Source organism: Methylobacterium sp. E-046 (assembly GCF_022829625.1).
Classification (GTDB): Bacteria; Pseudomonadota; Alphaproteobacteria; order Rhizobiales; family Beijerinckiaceae; genus Methylobacterium; species Methylobacterium longum.
On sequence record NZ_JAKSYP010000183.1, the window covers coordinates 48762 to 64271 of the forward strand.

Sequence of the window (15510 nt, forward strand, 5' to 3'; positions counted from 1 at the left end):
TCAGATCCGGTTGCGCTTGCCGAGGCTGTCCTCCCAGGCGAGGGCCTGGTCGACGATGGCGTCGAGATCGTCGTTGCGCGGCCTCCAGCCGAGCCGGTCGCGGATCAGGCTGGCCTCGGCCACGATCCGGGCCGGGTCTCCGGCGCGGCGCGGGCACAGACGCACCGTGAAATCACGGCCCGAGATCCGCTTGACGACCTCGATGACCTCGAGCACCGAGTAACCGCGTCCGTAGCCGCAGTTCAGGGTCAGGCTCTCGCCGCCAGAGCGCAGGTGATCGAGGGCAACCCGGTGCGCCTCGGCCAGATCGGACACTTGGATGTAGTCGCGCAGGCACGAGCCGTCGGGGGTGGGGTAGTCGGTACCGTACACGTCCAGCCGCTCGCGCTGCCCCAAGGCCGCCTGCGTGGCGACCTTGATCAGGTGCGTGGCGTTCGGTGTCGATTGACCGGACCGACCCTTCGGATCGGCGCCGGCGACGTTGAAATAGCGCAGGATCACGTAGGAGAAGCCGTGCGCGGCCGCCGCGTCGGCGATCATCCACTCGCTCATGAGCTTGGAGCGGCCATACGGGTTGATGGGCGCGAGCGGCAGATCCTCGGGCACCGGAACGACCTCGGGCTCCCCGTAGACGGCCGCCGTCGAGGAGAAGATCACGTGCTTCACGCCCGCCCGCACGGACGCCTCGATCAGCGCACGGGTCTTGACGGTGTTGGCGAGGTAGTAGCCGAGGGGATCTGATACCGACTCAGGCACCACGATCTTGGCGGCGAAGTGGGCGAGCGCGTCGATCCGGTGCTGGAGGATCGTCTGCGTGACGAGCGCCTGATCGGCGACGTCCCCCACGACGAGCTTCACGCCTTCCGGGACCGCCCAATCGAACCCGGTGGAGAGATCGTCCAAGACGACGACCTCGTCGTGACCTGCATCGAGCAGGGCCAGAACCATATGGCTGCCGATATAACCGGCCCCACCCGTCACAAGAACCGCCATATCACCCCTCGAGAAGCCTGCCTGCGATGACCACTTAGTCGCGCGCAGACGGTATATTTACGGCACTCTGCCACATAGAATCCGCGCAGGGTCGTCGTGGTGTATCGCGTTCGCCTATCTCACGTGCCGCAGCGTCGACCACGTCGTTCCAATCAGTTTCGGGGTTACCGTTCGATGAAACCGATCCGCAAGGCCGTCCTGCCCGTGGCGGGGTTGGGTACGCGCTTCCTGCCCGCGACCAAGGCGGTTCCGAAGGAGATGCTCACGGTCGTGGACCGGCCGGTCGTGCAGCATGTGGTCGATGAGGCTCGGGAAGCCGGGATCGAGCATTTCATTTTCGTGACCGGCCGCGGCAAAGCGGTGATCGAGGACCATTTCGATATCGCATTCGAGCTGGATCACACCCTTCAGGAGCGCGGCAAGACCGCGGCCTACGAGGATCTCAAGAGGGATCTGCCGAAGGCCGGTCAGACCAGCTTCACCCGGCAACAGGCGCCCCTCGGCCTCGGACACGCGGTCTGGTGCGCCCGCGAGATCGTGGGGGACGAGCCCTTCGCGGTCCTGTTGCCCGACATGCTGAGCCGCGGCTGCATGCAGCAGATGCTGGCGACCTACGCGCAGCACGGCGGCAACGTCATCGCCGTGGAGGAGGTGGCCCCCGAAGAAACCCATCAATACGGCATCGTGAGCGTCGGCGAGACCTACGGAGAATCGTTCCAGATCACCGGCATGGTCGAGAAGCCCAAGCAGGGCACCGCGCCGTCGAACTACATCATTTCCGGGCGATACATCCTGCAGCCTGAGATTTTCGGTATCCTGGAGCACGGCAAGAAGGGGGCGGGCGGCGAGATCCAGCTCACCGATGCCATGATCGACCTGATGGAAACGCAGGACTTCTTCGGCCTGCGGTTCGACGGGCGGACCTACGACACCGGCTCGAAGCTCGGCTTCCTCACGGCCAACTTGGCTTACGCCCTCGAGCGCCCGGATCTGGCAGGCCCTCTCCGGATCGAGATCGCCAAGCTGCTGAAGGATCAGGGCTGAACGGCGCGGTGCAGCCATGCACCTGACGCGGAAGCGGCGACGATTTAAGCCTTGCTTCTTGTGCGTCGCACTTTAGTTTGTGCGTTGCGAGATCGCGATGGCGTCGCGGTCCCGCAGCCCTTCTTGGGCGTTTCCTCCCTAGACTTCGGGCCGCTCCTTCGGGAGTGGCCTTTTTTCTTTGACGGCGGTGCTTCCGTCTGAGGCGGACGCAGGCGAAGGCTATTCGGCCGCCATCCGGCGCGGTGCGAGGTCGCCCAGGTCGGCGGCGACGTCAGCCACGATCGACTCCAAGGCCGCCACGAGGCTGGTGAAGCCCGGCGTGATCGCGAGGCTCACCTCATTCATGTAGAGCGCGCGATTGACCTCGATCTGGAGCGCGTGGCGCCCGAGGTTGGGTTCGCCGTAATGCTCGGTGATGAAGCCGCCGGCGTACGGCTTGTTGCGCACCACGCGGAAGCCGCGCCCCCGGAAGGCGGCCTCGAAGCCCTCGATCAGGCTCGGCGCGCAGGCGGTCCCGTACCGGTCCCCCAGGACGACATCGGCCTTGACCTCGGTATCGCGCCCGAGGCTTGAAGACGGCATCGAGTGGCAGTCGATCAGCACACAATGGCCGTGATTGCGCGACGTCCGCTGAATGAGGTCGCGCAGAGCCCGGTGATAGGGCTTGTAGAGCCCCTCGATCCGCGCCGTCGCCTCGCTCACCGGCAATCTGCGGGCGTAGATCTCCTGACCGTCGGCCACCACTCGGGGAACCGTGCCCAGTCCGCCGGCGACGCGCATCGACCGGGTGTTGGCGAAGGGCGGCAACCGACCGTCGAACATGCGCGGATCGAGTTCGAACGGCTCGCGATTGACGTCCAGGAAGGCCCGCGGAAAATTCGCGCGCAGCAAGGGTGCGCCGAGCGTCACCACCGAGGCGAACAGGCGCTCCACGTGCGCGTCCTCGGAGCGCCGCAGGGACAGGGCGTCGAGGCGTGAGGCCGCGATGAAGTGCGGGGGGTAGACGGCTCCGGAATGACCGGTATTGAAGACGAAAGGCAGGGTGTGAGCCGCCGGCTCGTCGACCATGAAGGCCGGGGCGAATCCGAAGGCGTCTGGCTCGACCGGTTCAGGCGCAGTCATCGTCTCGTGGACACCCCGGCGGTTGGGCAATCGCGGCAGACCCGCACTGTGGTGCGCGATCGGCCGCCTGTCCACTCCAAGCGCGCGGCTCACGGAGCCGCTTCGGGCATCGCGGTGCGAATCGCGGGCGCCATCCTAACACCTTGTTTACCATCGCCTCCCTTTATGGGATCAACCTCCTGACTCGAAGGCTCGGATCCGGCCGATGAAAATCCTGCTGGCGGAAGACGACAACGACATGCGCCGGTTCCTCGCCAAGGCGCTTCAGAACGCGGGCTACGACGTCCTGTCCTTCGACAACGGCCTCTCGGCCTATAATCGGCTGCGCGAGGAACCGTTCGAGCTGCTGCTGACCGATATCGTGATGCCCGAGATGGACGGCATCGAGCTCGCGCGCCGGGCGACCGAGCTCGATCCCGACATCAAGGTCATGTTCATCACGGGCTTCGCCGCTGTGGCGCTCAATCCCGATTCCAAGGCGCCGAAGGACGCGAAGGTCCTGTCGAAGCCCTTCCATCTGCGCGACCTCGTGAACGAGGTCGAGAAGCTGCTGGCGGCCTGAGCGGCGCCACGCGGCCGAGCGCATCGCACGATGCGCCGCTGCCGGCGCGGTGCGCTGTGACCACACGGGCATAGGCAATTCGGATTGCGCCCTCCTATATGGTCGGAGTTCACGCGCGAGACGACCAACGCCATGCAGCCGGTCACGATCTACACCACGGCTTGGTGCCCCTATTGCTCGGCGGCAAAGAGCCTGTTGAAGGACAAGGGCGCGGCCTTCCAGGAGATCGATGTCGAGCGCGTGCAGGGCGCCCGCAAGACGATGGTCGACCGCGCCGGCGGACGCACCAGCGTCCCGCAGATCTTCATCGGCGAAACGCATGTCGGCGGCTGCGACGATCTCTACGCCCTGGACCGTGCTGGCAAGCTCGATCGCCTCCTGAAGGACACGGCCGATGCCTGAAACCCGGTTTGCGGCCGCCTGCTTGCAGATGCGTTCGGGCCGGGACCCGGGCGCGAACCGTGCGGCGGCGGTCGCGGGCATCCGCGAAGCGGCTGGGCTCGGCGCGGTCTACATTCAGACACCTGAGATGACCTCCCTGGTCGAACGAAGCCGGGAGCGGCTGTTCGCGCAGGTGACCGACGAGGCCCGGGATGCGACGCTTGCGGATCTGCGCGAGACCGCGCGCGCAACCAGAACGGTGGTGCAGATCGGCTCGATCGCGGTGCGCTCGGGCGACAAGATCGCCAATCGCGCCTACCTGATCGGTGCCGACGGCGAGATCCTGGCCTCCTACGATAAGCTTCACCTGTTCGATGTGGATCTGCCGAGCGGCGAGCGCTGGCGGGAATCGGCGACCTATACCGGCGGAGCCTGCGCGGTCGTCGCGGCCACGCCGTGGGCCATGCTGGGCCTCACGATCTGCTACGATATTCGCTTCCCGGGTCTCTACCGGGCGCTGGCCGAAGCCGGGGCCGAGATCCTCACCGCGCCCGCCTGCTTCACCCGCCAGACCGGGGAGGCCCACTGGCACGTTCTTCAGAGGGCGCGGGCGATCGAGACGGGTTCATTCGTGATCTCCGCCGCGCAGGGCGGTCTGCACGAGGACGGGCGGGAAACCTACGGCCATTCGATGATCGTCGATCCCTGGGGCCGGGTGCTGGCCGATGCGGGCGGGTCCGAGCCCGGTGTGATCCTGGCGGAGATCGACGTGGCGCAGGTCGCCGATGCCCGGGCGCGCATTCCGTCGCTGAAGCATGGGCGGCCCTTCACCGTTGAACAGGCCGGCCCGAAGGTGCAGGCCGCACAATAAAACAGCAGCAAGTTCAGGCGAATGATCCGTTACAGTCTCGTCTGCGAGGCGGCCCACGGCTTCGAGAGCTGGTTCCCCTCGTCGGATTCCTACGACGCGCAGGCTGCGCGCGGCCTCGTGACCTGTCCGATCTGCGACAGTGCGAAAGTCAGCAAGGCGCTCATGGTCCCGAGCATCGCCCGCACGGATCGGGAGCGTGCACCTGCCCGGCAGCCGCCGCAACCGGCGGCGCCCATGACCATGGTGGCCGAACCCGAGCGACAGCTCAGGGCGATGCTGCGTGCGCTGAAGGACCACGTCGTGGCCAATTCCGAACATGTGGGTGCCCGCTTCCCGGAGGAGGCGCGCAAAATCCATTATGGCGAGACGGAAGGCCGCTCGATCTATGGCGAGGCCAGCCCCGACGAGGCGCGCGCGCTCATCGAGGAAGGGATCGACGTGGCCGCCCTGCCTTTTCTGCCCGACGATCGGAACTAAACCAGCGCGTCACCGGCCGGGACAGAGGGCTCAAGCGTCTGTCCGCTCAGGGCCGCGCCGCGGCCGTGCCGGCGAGGGACGCGAGGGCGAAGGACGCGAGGACGTTCCACCCGGCCAGGGAGACCCCGAGAACCCGCAGCGCTGCGATCGAGCAGTCGACCACCTTCGTGGATTGGAGGGCGTTGAGGAAATTGCCGATCTGACCCGGATTGGCACCCGTCCCGCCGCCGCAATCGGACGGTCCCGGCCAGAAGCCCCACTCGGCGCCAGCGTGGTAGACGCCGATCCCGGCGCCGTAGAGCAGCCCCAAAGCGGCCAGTCCGAGCGCCATCCGCCCGACACGCTCGGGCGAGAACAGCGCGATCAACCCGAGCGGGACGGCCGCGTAGTAGGGTAGCCGCTCGGTCAGGCAGAGCTTGCAGGGCGCATAGCCGTATCCGTATTGCATCACGAGGACGGCCGCCACGACGAGGGCCGCCAGCATCGCGAGCCACAGGCCCGTCGTCTTCACGCGCAGGGTAGCTGCCGTATTCATCGTCACAGGATCACCTTGAAGAGCAGGAAGCCGAGGATGATGACGGCGAGGGAAATCGCCACGACGGCGTTGAGGTGTCGATCGAGGACGCCGCGGATCTGGATGCCGTAGCGGCCGAGCAGACCGGCAAGGATGAAAAAGCGGGCACCTCTTGTGATGACCGACAGCACCGTGAACCAGAACAGGCTGTAATGGGCGAGGCCCGAGGTGATCGTGACGAGCTTGTAGGGGATCGGCGTCAGACCCTTCAACAGGATGACCCAGTGCCCGTATCGCGCATACGATTCCTGAAAGGTCGCGGCCGAATTCTGCAGGCCGTAGACCCGGATGAGCCATTCGCCGAGGGAGTCGAACAGCAGCGCGCCGATGGCATAACCGACGAGTCCGCCCAGGACCGACGCGACGGTCGCGATGGTGGCGTAGAGCCAGACGCGGTCCGGACGGCTCACCGCCATGGGCACGAGCATCGCGTCCGGTGGGACCGGGAAGAAAGAACTCTCGGCGAACGCCACGGCGCCGAGCACGTAGGGCGCGGACGGCCTGTCGCTGAGGGCCAAGATCCACGCATAGAGCCGGCGAAGCATCCAACCGTCCGAAGTGACCGAGCGGCGCCCTTTGAGCATAGGCGCTCCGCGTTGACCAGATTGGCACCGCGGGCGAAAAACGCGCTTGGCCGGCGCGGCCGACCTGTGCGAAGAGCGCCGTACGGGCGGGTATGGCGGAATTGGTAGACGCGGGCGACTCAAAATCGCCAGCCGCAAGGCGTGGGGGTTCGATTCCCTCTACCCGCACCACGCACTGCCGGACGCGGCGCGGTCGCGCCGCAGGCAACTGCCCGGCGCTCGCCAGAACCGCTTCGCCCGGATCGTGTCGTCGGACCCGGATCCGCAGAACCTGATCGCGAGGCACTGCGCAGCAGTCTCGAGCGAGCTCGTCACGGATCGTATCGGCCATCAAGGGGCTCCCTCGAGACCTCCGAGGCGTTCCCGCTTTCCGGAGCGAGGGGGCGAGTTGCAGATCCGCGGACGTGAGCACGGGCGGGATCGAGACAGCCGGTCGCCCTGACGTCCTCTTCCATCTCCCCTAGTTTGACCGGTGCGCGGCGGTTCGCGCCACTTGATCGGGGCAGAGCCAGTCCGTGGACGTGCAGCGCAGTGTCGCGATCCTGGGAGCCGGCATGGCCGGTGCGGCGGCGGCCCGCAGACTCGCCGAAGCCGGGCTACGCGTCCAAGTGTTCGACAAGGGACGCGGCGTCGGCGGCCGGATGGCAACACGGCGGTCCGGGGCCGCGCAGTTCGACCATGGTGCCCAATTCATGCGGGCACATGGACACGCATTCGCTATCCGGCTCGAAGATTGGGTGCGGCGGGGCGTGGCGGCGCCCTGGGCGGGTTCGGGGCGCCACGTCGGCCAGCCCAGCATGACCGCTCCGGTCCGCGATCTGCTGGCCGGTCTTGCAGTGATGAGCACCACCACGATCACGCGAATTCTGCGGCGCGAGTCCGAGTGGCATATCGAGGACGCGACGGGCGCAGTTCATGGGCCGTTCGGCGCCGTGGCGATCACCTTCCCCGCGCCCCAAGCGCTCACCCTGCTCGAAACGTCCGGTTTCGCGCTGCCCGGCGTCGCCCTGGCCCGGTACGCGCCGTGCTGGTCATTGATGCTCGCCGTCGAGGCGGCGACGGCGGAGCCCCTGATGGAGCCTCGGGAGGATCCGATCGGCCTCATCGCCTGCGACTCCTCGAAGCCCGGCCGTCCGGACGGCATACGGCTCACCATCCATGCCACGCCGGATTGGTCGCGCCAGCACCTCGAGGACCCGCGCGAGACCGTCGTCTCCGCGCTCGTTCAAGCGACCGCGGAGCGGCTCGGCACCACGCTTCGGCCGACCGTCGCGGAGGCGCATCGCTGGCGCTACGCCCAGGTGGAGGTCGCCCTCGGCGTTCCCAGCCTCTACGACCCCGCCCTTCGTCTCGGCGCTGCCGGCGACTGGTGTATCGGTGCCCGGATCGAGGCTGCCCACGACAGCGGCCTGCACCTCGCCGAAGCGATCCTGGCCGACCGGGGCGCCGCGGCGTGATCCCGCCGATCGCCTTTCATCCTGCCTACGAGTCGAGCCTCCCGTCGGGCCACCGGTTCCCGATGCGGAAATACGGACTGCTCGCCGAGACGCTGCTGGAGAAGGGTCTTGCGCCCCTCGGATTCGTGACGCCGGAGCCCGCGACCGCAGAGATCCTCGTGCGGGCGCACGATCCCGCCTACGTCGCCGCAGTCCTGGCCTGCGCCGTGACTCGCGACATCGAGAAAGCTATCGGCCTCCCGGTCGACGCGGCCCTCGTCCGGCGCTCGCGCGCGTCGGTGGGTGGAACCCTTCTGGCGGCGCGGTTGGCGCTCGCGGAGGGACTGGCGGGCAGCGCCGCGGGTGGCAGCCACCACGCACGGCGCCTGCAGGGCGCCGGGTTCTGCGTGCTGAACGACGTCGCGGTGGCCGCTCGGACCTTGCAGGCGGAGCGGCGCATTCAGCGCGCCCTAGTGGTCGATCTCGACGTCCACCAGGGCGATGGCACTGCCGATTGCCTCGCCTTGTGGCCGGACCTGTTCACGCTGTCGATCCACTGCGAGAACAATTACCCCGCTCAGAAGATCGCCGGCGACCTCGATATCGGTTTGCCGGACCGGCTCGACGATGCCGGCTACCTTGCGGTCCTGCACGCTCGCCTGCCGCCGCTCCTCGACGCGCTCGCACCCGACATCGTGTTCTACAACGCCGGGGTCGATCCCCACCGGGACGATCGGCTCGGCCGCCTCTGCCTCACCGATGCGGGCTTGTTCGCGCGCGACCGCTTCGTGGTGGCGCAGGCGCGCGCGCGCAGGATCCCGCTCGTGGCGGTCATCGGCGGGGGCTACACCTCCGATGTGGACGCGCTGTCACGGCGGCACGCCCTGGTCTTTGAGGCTCTGGCGGCGGAAGCGGGGAACGTCCGGCCGCCCATGTGAGGCCCCGATGCATCAGGTCGCGACGGAGATGGGCGGCGCAGAGACCGGGAAAGGTTTTGGGAAGGGTCGCGACGGAGGATGATGGAACCGCGGATCAGGGCGGATCCGCGACCTCCGCTCCGTGACACCATCGAGGCTCGGCCATGTTCGCGCGGCTCTGGGATGTGGTGAAGGCGACCTTGGCCGTGTCTGCCCTGATCGCGGCTGCCCTCATCTCCGCCGACAAGCTCGATCGCCAACGGACGCAGTCGGCGATCAACACCACCCTGGCCGAACCGGTCGCCACCGGCGCGATCGCGCCGGCGGCGCGCCAGTGACGCCAACGGCCCAGCGCCGGCCGGACGCGGCGGGAGAGATGCAGGACGCAGGGAAATCATCGCGGCGCGCGGCGTTCTGGGCCCGGTGCCGCGGCTGGGCCAGATCCGAGACCGGCTGCTCGCGACAGACATTTGCGTCCTCAGGAACCGTTTCGATGAAACGCGCCCTCTTCGCCCTGCTCGCCGTCGCCTCGGTGTCGGCGCCCGCCGTGGCCGAGACGGGTACCCAGCGCGCGGCCTGCACGCCGGACGTGATGCGCCTGTGATCCGCACAGATCCCCAATGCCGGCGCGATCACGGAGTGCCTGCGGGCGAAGCGGGCGAGCCTGAGCGGGGCCTGCCGCCTCGTCATGGATCAGACCGACGGGTCGGTCCGCAGCGTCGCGACCCCGCGGTGACGGGTCGGCCGCCGGTCACCAACCGTTGATGCGGGGCCAGATGTCGCCCGTATGCCGGCCACCCGCGACCGCGTGGTAGCGATCGTGCTGGGCGCCGGTGGCGCAGGCGTGGTTCGGCAGGATCCGGACCCGGGCTCCCACGGGAATTTCGGGCCGCGCGGCCGACGAGCCCTGTCTGAGGGCGAGGATGCCGTGCTCCTGATTGGCATCCCGCACGATCAGATCCGGATAGGGGCGGCCGGAGCGGTCACAGACGAGGCCGTAGCCCTGGTCGACCGCCTGCCGGGCGGTACCCCTGTCGCGTGAGAGCGCCATCCAGCCCGCATCGGTGATGATCCAGCCCTTATCGTGCTGGTGGCCGATCACGGTGGCGAGGACGGTCAGCGCGATATCGTCCACCGCGCACGAGCCGACCCCGGCCTGGAACAGGTCGCCGATCATGAACACGCCCGCGCGCATCTCGGTGACGCCGTCGAGGTGCTCTGCGTAGCGCGCCGTCGGGGTCGAGCCGACGCTGACGATCGGGCAGGGCAGGCCGGCCTCGCGGAGGATCGTGGCGGCCGTGACGGCGGCCACGCGCTCGGCCTCCGCCGCCGCGCGCAGGGCAGCGGGATCGCTGAGTCCGTAGCTGTCGCCGGCGTGCAGCAGCACGCCGCGCAGGTCGGCGCCCGCGGCGAGGGCCCGGCCGATGCCGATCAGCCGCTCCGCATCCCGGGGGCCCACGCCGGACCGGTGACCATCGGCGTCGACCTCGATCAGCACGGGCAGGGGATCGCGCTGAAGCCGGCTCCAGGCCGCGACCGCTTCGGCCTGCGCGAGCGAATCGAGGATGATCGCCAGATCGGCGCCCCAGCGACGGCGGACGGCGCCGACCCGATCGAGCTTCTGCGGCGCGATCCCCACCGCGTAGATCATGTCGCGGACGCCGCCCTCGGCGAAATATTCCGCCTCCCGCAGGGTCGAGACCGTGGCGGGACCGGAGGGATCCGCCATCGCCCGGCGCGCGACGTCGAGGGACTTGGCGGTCTTCAGATGTGGGCGGAGGGTGACGCCCATACCGTCGAGGTGCGCGCGCATCCGGGCGATGTTGGCCTGCATCCTGTCCGCATCGAGGAGGAGGCAGGGGGTTTCGAGCCCGTCGAAGCCGTCATCGCCCGGTCCGTCGTGCCCGTCCGCCATTTTGCCGCTCCCGCTTCCGCCAGCGCCCAGGGTCTACGCGAGGGCGGCCGGCGGCCCAACAGCATTCCGCCGGCTACCGATCCGCCTACGTCGTTGCCCGGAGCGCCGCCACGAACGCCGCGGCATCCCGGGCGATGTCGGCCGGTGCCTTGCCGGGCCGGTAGAGGTTCGACCCGAGACCGAATCCGGCGGCTCCGGCCTGCCGCCAGCCGGCCAGGCTTTCGGGGGTGACGCCGCCGACCGCGAGGACGCGGGCGCCGGCCGGCAGCACGGCGAGATGCGCCTTGAGGGCGACCGCGGTGGCGACATCGGCCGGGAACAGCTTCAGCGCCGTCGCCCCGGCGGCCAGCGCCGTGAAGGCCTCGGTGGGCGTCTGGTAGCCGGGCATCGCGATCAGCCCGGCCGCCACGGTGGCGCGGATGACCGCCGCATCGGTGTTGGGCGAGACGATCAGGGTCCCCCCCGCGGCGCCGACCGCCTCCACCTGCGCGGGCGTCAGGACGGTGCCGGCCCCGACCAGGGCGCGGCCCGCGAACCGGTCGGCCAGGCGCGCGATGCTGCGCAGCGGCTCGGGGGAGTTGAGCGGCACCTCGATGAGAGTGAACCCGGCCTCCACGAGGGCGTCGCCCACCGCCGGCGCCTCGTCCGGCGTCAGCCCGCGCAGGATGGCGACGAGCGGGCAGATCGCGAAGGACGTCTCGAACCGATCCCGGATGGTCATGTCCGCAGGCTCCAGATGGCGTGAAGACCGGCCGTGGTCGACCCCTCCGGCACGGCGACGGGCGTCCCCCCCGCCTCTCGGATGGCGACGGCGTAGAGGTCCCCCAAGGCGCCCCCGCCGAGCAGGTGGACCGGCCGCTGGGCGAGATCCTCGCGGGTCGCGACGTCGGCGCCGATCAGGATGCCGCTGGCATAGGCGGCGGCGTCGCCCGGCGCCAGCCGGTCGAGCAGCACGCCGGCCCGGACCTCGAACAGCGTGGCGAGGACGTTCTGCGCCGCGATCCCGCGGCGGAGCCCGCGCCGGAAGGCGGCGCCGTCCGTAACGGCGCCGTCGAGCATTTCCGCCAGCACGCCGTGACTGCGGAGCAATGCGAAGATCTCGCCGGTCATCACGGTGGTGAAGGCCGTGATCGCGCCCTCGGCGGTGTCGATCCACTTGTTGTGCGTGCCGGGCTGGCAGAAGAGCGCGGTCGGCGGCGCCGCGCCCGCGCGGATCGCGCCCAGCACCTGAGTCTCCTCGCCCCGCATCACGTCGGGCCGCTTGCCGTGCCTCAGCGCGACGCCCGGGACGATCCAGACGCCGGGCGCGGCCTCAAGGCTCGCATCAGCCAGATGCTCCAGGGTGGCCGGGGCGGCGATGTAGGGCGCCTCGCGCCAGCCGCGGCTCGAACCGACCATCCCGCTGGCGATGACCGGGTAGGCGCCGAGTCGCTCGCGCAGGGCGGTGATCGAAGCGGGGTAGTCGTCCCGCGTCATCGCCAGCACGCCGCGGTCGTCCTGCAGGCTGTCGACCACGGCGCCGTCCGCCGCGACGGCGTAGGCGCGTCGGTTGGTCGTGCCCCAGTCGACCGCGAGGTAGGCCGCTCGCCCCGCCACGCAAACCCTCCCCCAGCTGATTTTTGTCTGAGTTAATGGCGGCCCCGGGGCCCGGTCAAGGGCGCTCGGCCATGCCGTTGGCCGCGGGCGACCAAGAAATATCAGTCGCCGGGGATTGTCGCATCGGTTCGGGCGTTTGCGATGGACGGCGAGCGGGCGGATCGGCGATATGGCCGCCAAGAATTCTTGTCCGGGGAGGGACTCGTTTGGCACGGGACGTGATCCTGGCGACAGATGGCCTGACGATGGAGTTCCGGGGGTTCCGGGCCGTCAACGGCGTGGCGTTGCAGGTGGAGCGTGGAACCATCCACGCGTTGATCGGGCCGAATGGGGCGGGCAAGACCACCTGCTTCAACCTGCTGACCAAGTTCCTGATCCCGACCGCCGGGACGATCCGCTACAAGGATCGCGACATCACCGGGTTGAAGGCCGCCGACGTGGCCCGGTTGGGGCTGGTTCGCTCCTTCCAGATCTCGGCGGTGTTCCCCCACCTCACGGTGATGGAGAATGTCCGCATCGCGCTCCAGCGGAGGCGCCGGGGCGATTCTTTCGACTTCTGGCGGGCCGAGAAGGTGCTGCGGGCGCTGAACGGCGAGGCGCTCGCCCTGGTCGAGGCGGTGGGCCTGACCGAGTTCGCCGACGTGCTGGCGGTCGAGCTGTCCTACGGCCGCAAGCGGGCGCTGGAGATCGCCACCACGCTGGCCCTCGATCCCGAGATGCTGCTCCTCGACGAGCCCATGGCCGGCATGGGCCACGAGGACGTCGAGCGCACGGCGCAGCTCATCCGGCGCGTCTCGAAGGACCGCACCATCCTGATGGTGGAGCACAATCTCTCGGTGGTGGCATCGCTGTCCGACCGCATCACCGTGCTGGCCCGCGGCCAGGTGCTGGCGGAGGGCGACTACGCCACCGTCTCCAAGGACCCGCGCGTGGTCGAAGCTTACATCGGGGCGGGACATGCCTGAGGCGGCGCTGAAGTCAGTCACCCCGGCCGCCGCGACCGGCTCGCTGCTGACCGTCCGCGGGCTGGAGGGCTGGTATGGCGAGAGCCACGTCCTCCACGGCATCGACATCGATGTCCGGGCGGGCGAGGTGATCACGCTCCTCGGCCGCAACGGCGCGGGCAAGACCACGACGCTCCGGGCGATCATCGGCATCCTGGGGCGGCGCTCGGGATCGATCGTCTACGACGGCGTCGAGACCATCCGCATGGCCTCGCGCAACATCGCACGGCTCGGGCTCGGCTACGTGCCGGAGGAGCGCGGCATCTTCGCGAGCCTCACGGTGCACGAGAACCTGATGCTGCCGCCGCGGGTGAAGCCCGGGGGCATGTCGGTGGCGGACATCCACCAGCTGTTCCCGAACCTCAAGGAGCGTGCCGGCAGCCAGGGCACCAAGCTCTCCGGCGGCGAGCAGCAGATGCTGGCGATCGGCCGGATCCTGCGGACCGGCGCCAAGCTGATCCTCCTCGACGAGCCGACCGAAGGTCTTGCGCCGGTCATCGTCCAGCAGATCGGCCGGACCATCCAGCAATTGAAGGCTCAGGGTTACACGATCGTGCTGGTGGAGCAGAATTTCCGCTTCGCGCAGACGCTCGCGGACCGGCACTTCGTGATTGAGCAAGGACGGGTGGTCGACATGATCCCCAACGCCGAGCTAGACGCCAATATCGACAAGCTGCACGCCTATCTCGGCGTCTGAAGCTCGCCGGCAGAAACCGCAGAAGCGCCAGCAACAGGCGCTCCGATACTTGGCTGGCGGAGAACCGCCGCGCCGCTCGAGGATGGAATTGAACATGTTCGGACGTATCGCCCGGCCCGTGACCCTCGCGGCTCTTGCAGGCGCCCTGATGATGGGCACCGCGAGCGCGCAGACCACCGTCAAGATCGGCATCCTCGGCGACCGCTCCGGCGCCTATTCGGACATCAGCGGCGAGGGCTCGGTCGTCGCCGCGAAGCTCGCGGTCGAGGATTTCAAGGCCGCCGACCACGGGCTGAAGGTCGAGATCGTCTCGGCCGACCACCAGAACAAGCCGGATGTGGGCGCGGCCATCGCCCGGCAATGGTACGACCGCGACGCCGTCGACATGATCACCGACGGGGTGACCTCCTCGGTGGCGCTCGCCATCAGCCAGGTCACCAAGGAGAAGAACAAGGTCTTCATCGACACCGGCGCCGGCACCGCCGACCTCACCGGCCCGCAATGCACGCCGAACACGATCCACTGGGTCTACGACACGGTGGCGCTGGCCAACGGCACCGGCGGCGCCATGGTCAAGCGCGGCGGCAACACGTGGTTCTTCCTCACCGCCGACTACGTCTTCGGACAGACCCTCCAGCGCGACACCAGCGCGGTCATCACCAAGAACGGCGGCAAGGTCGTGGGCTCGGTGAAGACCCCGTTCCCGACCTCGGATTTCTCGTCCTTCCTGCTGCAGGCGCAGGGGTCGGGCGCCAAGGTGATCGGGCTCGCCAATGCCGGAACCGACACGATCAACTCGATCAAGCAGGCGGGCGAGTTCGGCATCACCGAGGGCGGGCAGGCGCTCGCCGGCCTCCTGGTCTTCTCCTCGGACGTGCACTCGCTAGGCACCAAGGTCGCCCAGGGCCTCGTGCTCACCGAGCCGTTCTACTGGGACCTGAACGACCAGACCCGCGCCTTCTCGGACCGGTTCGCCAAGCAGATGAAGGGCGGCTCGAAGCCCACCGCCAACCATGCGGGCGTCTACTCGGACGTGCTCCACTACCTGAAGGCGGTGGCCGAGTTGAAGTCGACGTCCGATGGCGCGGCGACGGTCGCCAAGATGAAGGCGATGCCGACCGACGACCCGCTGTTCGGCAAGGGCGTGATCCGCGCCGACGGCCGCAAGATCCACGACATGTACCTGTTCGAGGTCAAGAAGCCCGCCGAGTCGAAGGGCGAGTGGGACCTCTACAACAAGCTCGAGACCATCCCGGGCGATCAGGTGTTCCGGCCGCTGAACGAGGGCAATTGCCCCCTCGTGAAGGGCTGACGGTAAGATCGGGGCGCGGAGAACG

General features: G+C 68.7%; 18 protein-coding genes and 1 tRNA gene. 12 read left to right on the forward strand and 7 right to left on the reverse strand.

Going from position 1 to position 15510, the window contains the following annotated elements:
* Window positions 1-993 (reverse strand): UDP-glucose 4-epimerase GalE, encoded by a 993-nt coding sequence (galE, locus tag MKK82_RS18520; protein ID WP_238286351.1) that lies wholly within the window; start codon window positions 991-993, stop codon window positions 1-3.
* Window positions 994-1167: 174 nt separating this feature from the next.
* Here galE and MKK82_RS18525 point away from each other — a divergent pair, with 174 nt between their 5' ends.
* Window positions 1168-2037 (forward strand): UTP--glucose-1-phosphate uridylyltransferase, encoded by an 870-nt coding sequence (locus MKK82_RS18525; RefSeq protein WP_238286352.1) that lies wholly within the window; start codon window positions 1168-1170, stop codon window positions 2035-2037.
* Between the two features lie 219 nt (window positions 2038-2256).
* Here MKK82_RS18525 and MKK82_RS18530 read toward each other — a convergent pair whose 3' ends face one another.
* On the reverse strand, window positions 2257-3159 hold the full coding sequence (locus MKK82_RS18530; protein WP_238286353.1) for an N-formylglutamate amidohydrolase: 903 nt from the start codon (window positions 3157-3159) through the stop codon (window positions 2257-2259).
* A gap of 205 nt (window positions 3160-3364) precedes the next feature.
* Between MKK82_RS18530 and cpdR the strand changes: the two genes are divergently transcribed.
* From cpdR to MKK82_RS18550, 4 genes are all read left to right on the forward strand, one after another.
* On the forward strand, window positions 3365-3721 hold the full coding sequence (cpdR, locus tag MKK82_RS18535; RefSeq protein ID WP_003603128.1) for a cell cycle two-component system response regulator CpdR: 357 nt from the start codon (window positions 3365-3367) through the stop codon (window positions 3719-3721).
* A gap of 132 nt (window positions 3722-3853) precedes the next feature.
* Complete coding sequence (gene grxC, locus MKK82_RS18540; RefSeq protein ID WP_238286582.1) at window positions 3854-4123, forward strand: glutaredoxin 3; 270 nt, start codon at window positions 3854-3856, stop codon at window positions 4121-4123.
* Window positions 4116-4973 (forward strand): carbon-nitrogen hydrolase family protein, encoded by an 858-nt coding sequence (locus MKK82_RS18545; RefSeq protein WP_238286354.1) that lies wholly within the window; start codon window positions 4116-4118, stop codon window positions 4971-4973. Before grxC ends, MKK82_RS18545 begins: the two co-directional genes overlap by 8 nt.
* Before the next feature lie 21 nt (window positions 4974-4994).
* The gene (locus MKK82_RS18550) at window positions 4995-5450 is read left to right on the forward strand and encodes a DUF1178 family protein (protein ID WP_238286355.1); all 456 of its coding nucleotides are present in this window, start codon (window positions 4995-4997) and stop codon (window positions 5448-5450) included.
* A gap of 46 nt (window positions 5451-5496) precedes the next feature.
* Here MKK82_RS18550 and MKK82_RS18555 read toward each other — a convergent pair whose 3' ends face one another.
* On the reverse strand, window positions 5497-5985 hold the full coding sequence (locus tag MKK82_RS18555; protein ID WP_243986442.1) for a disulfide bond formation protein B: 489 nt from the start codon (window positions 5983-5985) through the stop codon (window positions 5497-5499).
* Window positions 5986-5987: 2 nt separating this feature from the next.
* A complete protein-coding gene (locus tag MKK82_RS18560) occupies window positions 5988-6569 on the reverse strand; it encodes a YqaA family protein (protein ID WP_238286357.1) in 582 nt (193 codons plus the stop codon).
* A gap of 125 nt (window positions 6570-6694) precedes the next feature.
* On the opposite strand from MKK82_RS18560, the gene MKK82_RS18565 reads away from it, so the two are divergent.
* The 4 genes from MKK82_RS18565 (at window position 6695) to MKK82_RS18580 (ending at window position 9299) form a co-directional block, all read left to right on the forward strand.
* Window positions 6695-6779 (forward strand) — tRNA-Leu (locus MKK82_RS18565).
* 344 nt (window positions 6780-7123) lie between these two features.
* Window positions 7124-8065 carry an NAD(P)/FAD-dependent oxidoreductase gene (locus MKK82_RS18570; protein WP_238286358.1) on the forward strand — a complete coding sequence of 314 codons (942 nt, stop codon included), beginning with the start codon at window positions 7124-7126 and terminating at the stop codon, window positions 8063-8065.
* Window positions 8062-8982: a histone deacetylase gene (locus tag MKK82_RS18575; RefSeq protein ID WP_238286359.1), complete on the forward strand. Its 921-nt coding sequence runs from the start codon at window positions 8062-8064 to the stop codon at window positions 8980-8982. The genes MKK82_RS18570 and MKK82_RS18575 overlap by 4 nt, the downstream gene beginning before the upstream one ends.
* A 143-nt stretch (window positions 8983-9125) precedes the next feature.
* On the forward strand, window positions 9126-9299 hold the full coding sequence (locus MKK82_RS18580) for a hypothetical protein (protein WP_238286360.1): 174 nt from the start codon (window positions 9126-9128) through the stop codon (window positions 9297-9299).
* Window positions 9300-9712: 413 nt separating this feature from the next.
* Here the strand turns inward: MKK82_RS18580 and MKK82_RS18590 are convergent, their stop codons facing one another.
* The 3 genes from MKK82_RS18590 to MKK82_RS18600 all read right to left on the reverse strand — a co-directional run bounded on the left by MKK82_RS18590 (window position 9713) and on the right by MKK82_RS18600 (window position 12472).
* A complete protein-coding gene (locus MKK82_RS18590) occupies window positions 9713-10876 on the reverse strand; it encodes an alanine racemase (protein WP_238286361.1) in 1164 nt (387 codons plus the stop codon).
* Window positions 10877-10961: 85 nt separating this feature from the next.
* The gene (locus MKK82_RS18595; protein WP_238286362.1) at window positions 10962-11597 is read right to left on the reverse strand and encodes a 2-dehydro-3-deoxy-6-phosphogalactonate aldolase; all 636 of its coding nucleotides are present in this window, start codon (window positions 11595-11597) and stop codon (window positions 10962-10964) included.
* Window positions 11594-12472 carry a 2-dehydro-3-deoxygalactonokinase gene (locus MKK82_RS18600; protein WP_238286363.1) on the reverse strand — a complete coding sequence of 293 codons (879 nt, stop codon included), beginning with the start codon at window positions 12470-12472 and terminating at the stop codon, window positions 11594-11596. The genes MKK82_RS18595 and MKK82_RS18600 overlap by 4 nt, the downstream gene beginning before the upstream one ends.
* A gap of 206 nt (window positions 12473-12678) precedes the next feature.
* Here MKK82_RS18600 and MKK82_RS18605 point away from each other — a divergent pair, with 206 nt between their 5' ends.
* From MKK82_RS18605 to MKK82_RS18615, 3 genes are all read left to right on the forward strand, one after another.
* Window positions 12679-13437 carry an ABC transporter ATP-binding protein gene (locus MKK82_RS18605; RefSeq protein ID WP_238286364.1) on the forward strand — a complete coding sequence of 253 codons (759 nt, stop codon included), beginning with the start codon at window positions 12679-12681 and terminating at the stop codon, window positions 13435-13437.
* The gene (locus tag MKK82_RS18610) at window positions 13430-14173 is read left to right on the forward strand and encodes an ABC transporter ATP-binding protein (protein ID WP_238286365.1); all 744 of its coding nucleotides are present in this window, start codon (window positions 13430-13432) and stop codon (window positions 14171-14173) included. The genes MKK82_RS18605 and MKK82_RS18610 overlap by 8 nt, the downstream gene beginning before the upstream one ends.
* Before the next feature lie 94 nt (window positions 14174-14267).
* The gene (locus tag MKK82_RS18615) at window positions 14268-15485 is read left to right on the forward strand and encodes an ABC transporter substrate-binding protein (protein ID WP_238286366.1); all 1218 of its coding nucleotides are present in this window, start codon (window positions 14268-14270) and stop codon (window positions 15483-15485) included.
* Window positions 15486-15510: the final 25 nt, after the last annotated feature.

Coding starts and splice junctions, on each gene's coding strand:
- galE (WP_238286351.1), bottom strand. CDS start 993: ATGGCGGTTCTTGTGACGGGTGGGGCCGGTTATATCGGCAGCCATATG.
- MKK82_RS18525 (WP_238286352.1), top strand. CDS start 1,168: ATGAAACCGATCCGCAAGGCCGTCCTGCCCGTGGCGGGGTTGGGTACG.
- MKK82_RS18530 (WP_238286353.1), bottom strand. CDS start 3,159: ATGACTGCGCCTGAACCGGTCGAGCCAGACGCCTTCGGATTCGCCCCG.
- cpdR (WP_003603128.1), top strand. CDS start 3,365: ATGAAAATCCTGCTGGCGGAAGACGACAACGACATGCGCCGGTTCCTC.
- grxC (WP_238286582.1), top strand. CDS start 3,854: ATGCAGCCGGTCACGATCTACACCACGGCTTGGTGCCCCTATTGCTCG.
- MKK82_RS18545 (WP_238286354.1), top strand. CDS start 4,116: ATGCCTGAAACCCGGTTTGCGGCCGCCTGCTTGCAGATGCGTTCGGGC.
- MKK82_RS18550 (WP_238286355.1), top strand. CDS start 4,995: ATGATCCGTTACAGTCTCGTCTGCGAGGCGGCCCACGGCTTCGAGAGC.
- MKK82_RS18555 (WP_243986442.1), bottom strand. CDS start 5,985: ATGAATACGGCAGCTACCCTGCGCGTGAAGACGACGGGCCTGTGGCTC.
- MKK82_RS18560 (WP_238286357.1), bottom strand. CDS start 6,569: ATGCTTCGCCGGCTCTATGCGTGGATCTTGGCCCTCAGCGACAGGCCG.
- MKK82_RS18580 (WP_238286360.1), top strand. CDS start 9,126: ATGTTCGCGCGGCTCTGGGATGTGGTGAAGGCGACCTTGGCCGTGTCT.
- MKK82_RS18590 (WP_238286361.1), bottom strand. CDS start 10,876: ATGGCGGACGGGCACGACGGACCGGGCGATGACGGCTTCGACGGGCTC.
- MKK82_RS18595 (WP_238286362.1), bottom strand. CDS start 11,597: ATGACCATCCGGGATCGGTTCGAGACGTCCTTCGCGATCTGCCCGCTC.
- MKK82_RS18610 (WP_238286365.1), top strand. CDS start 13,430: ATGCCTGAGGCGGCGCTGAAGTCAGTCACCCCGGCCGCCGCGACCGGC.
- MKK82_RS18615 (WP_238286366.1), top strand. CDS start 14,268: ATGTTCGGACGTATCGCCCGGCCCGTGACCCTCGCGGCTCTTGCAGGC.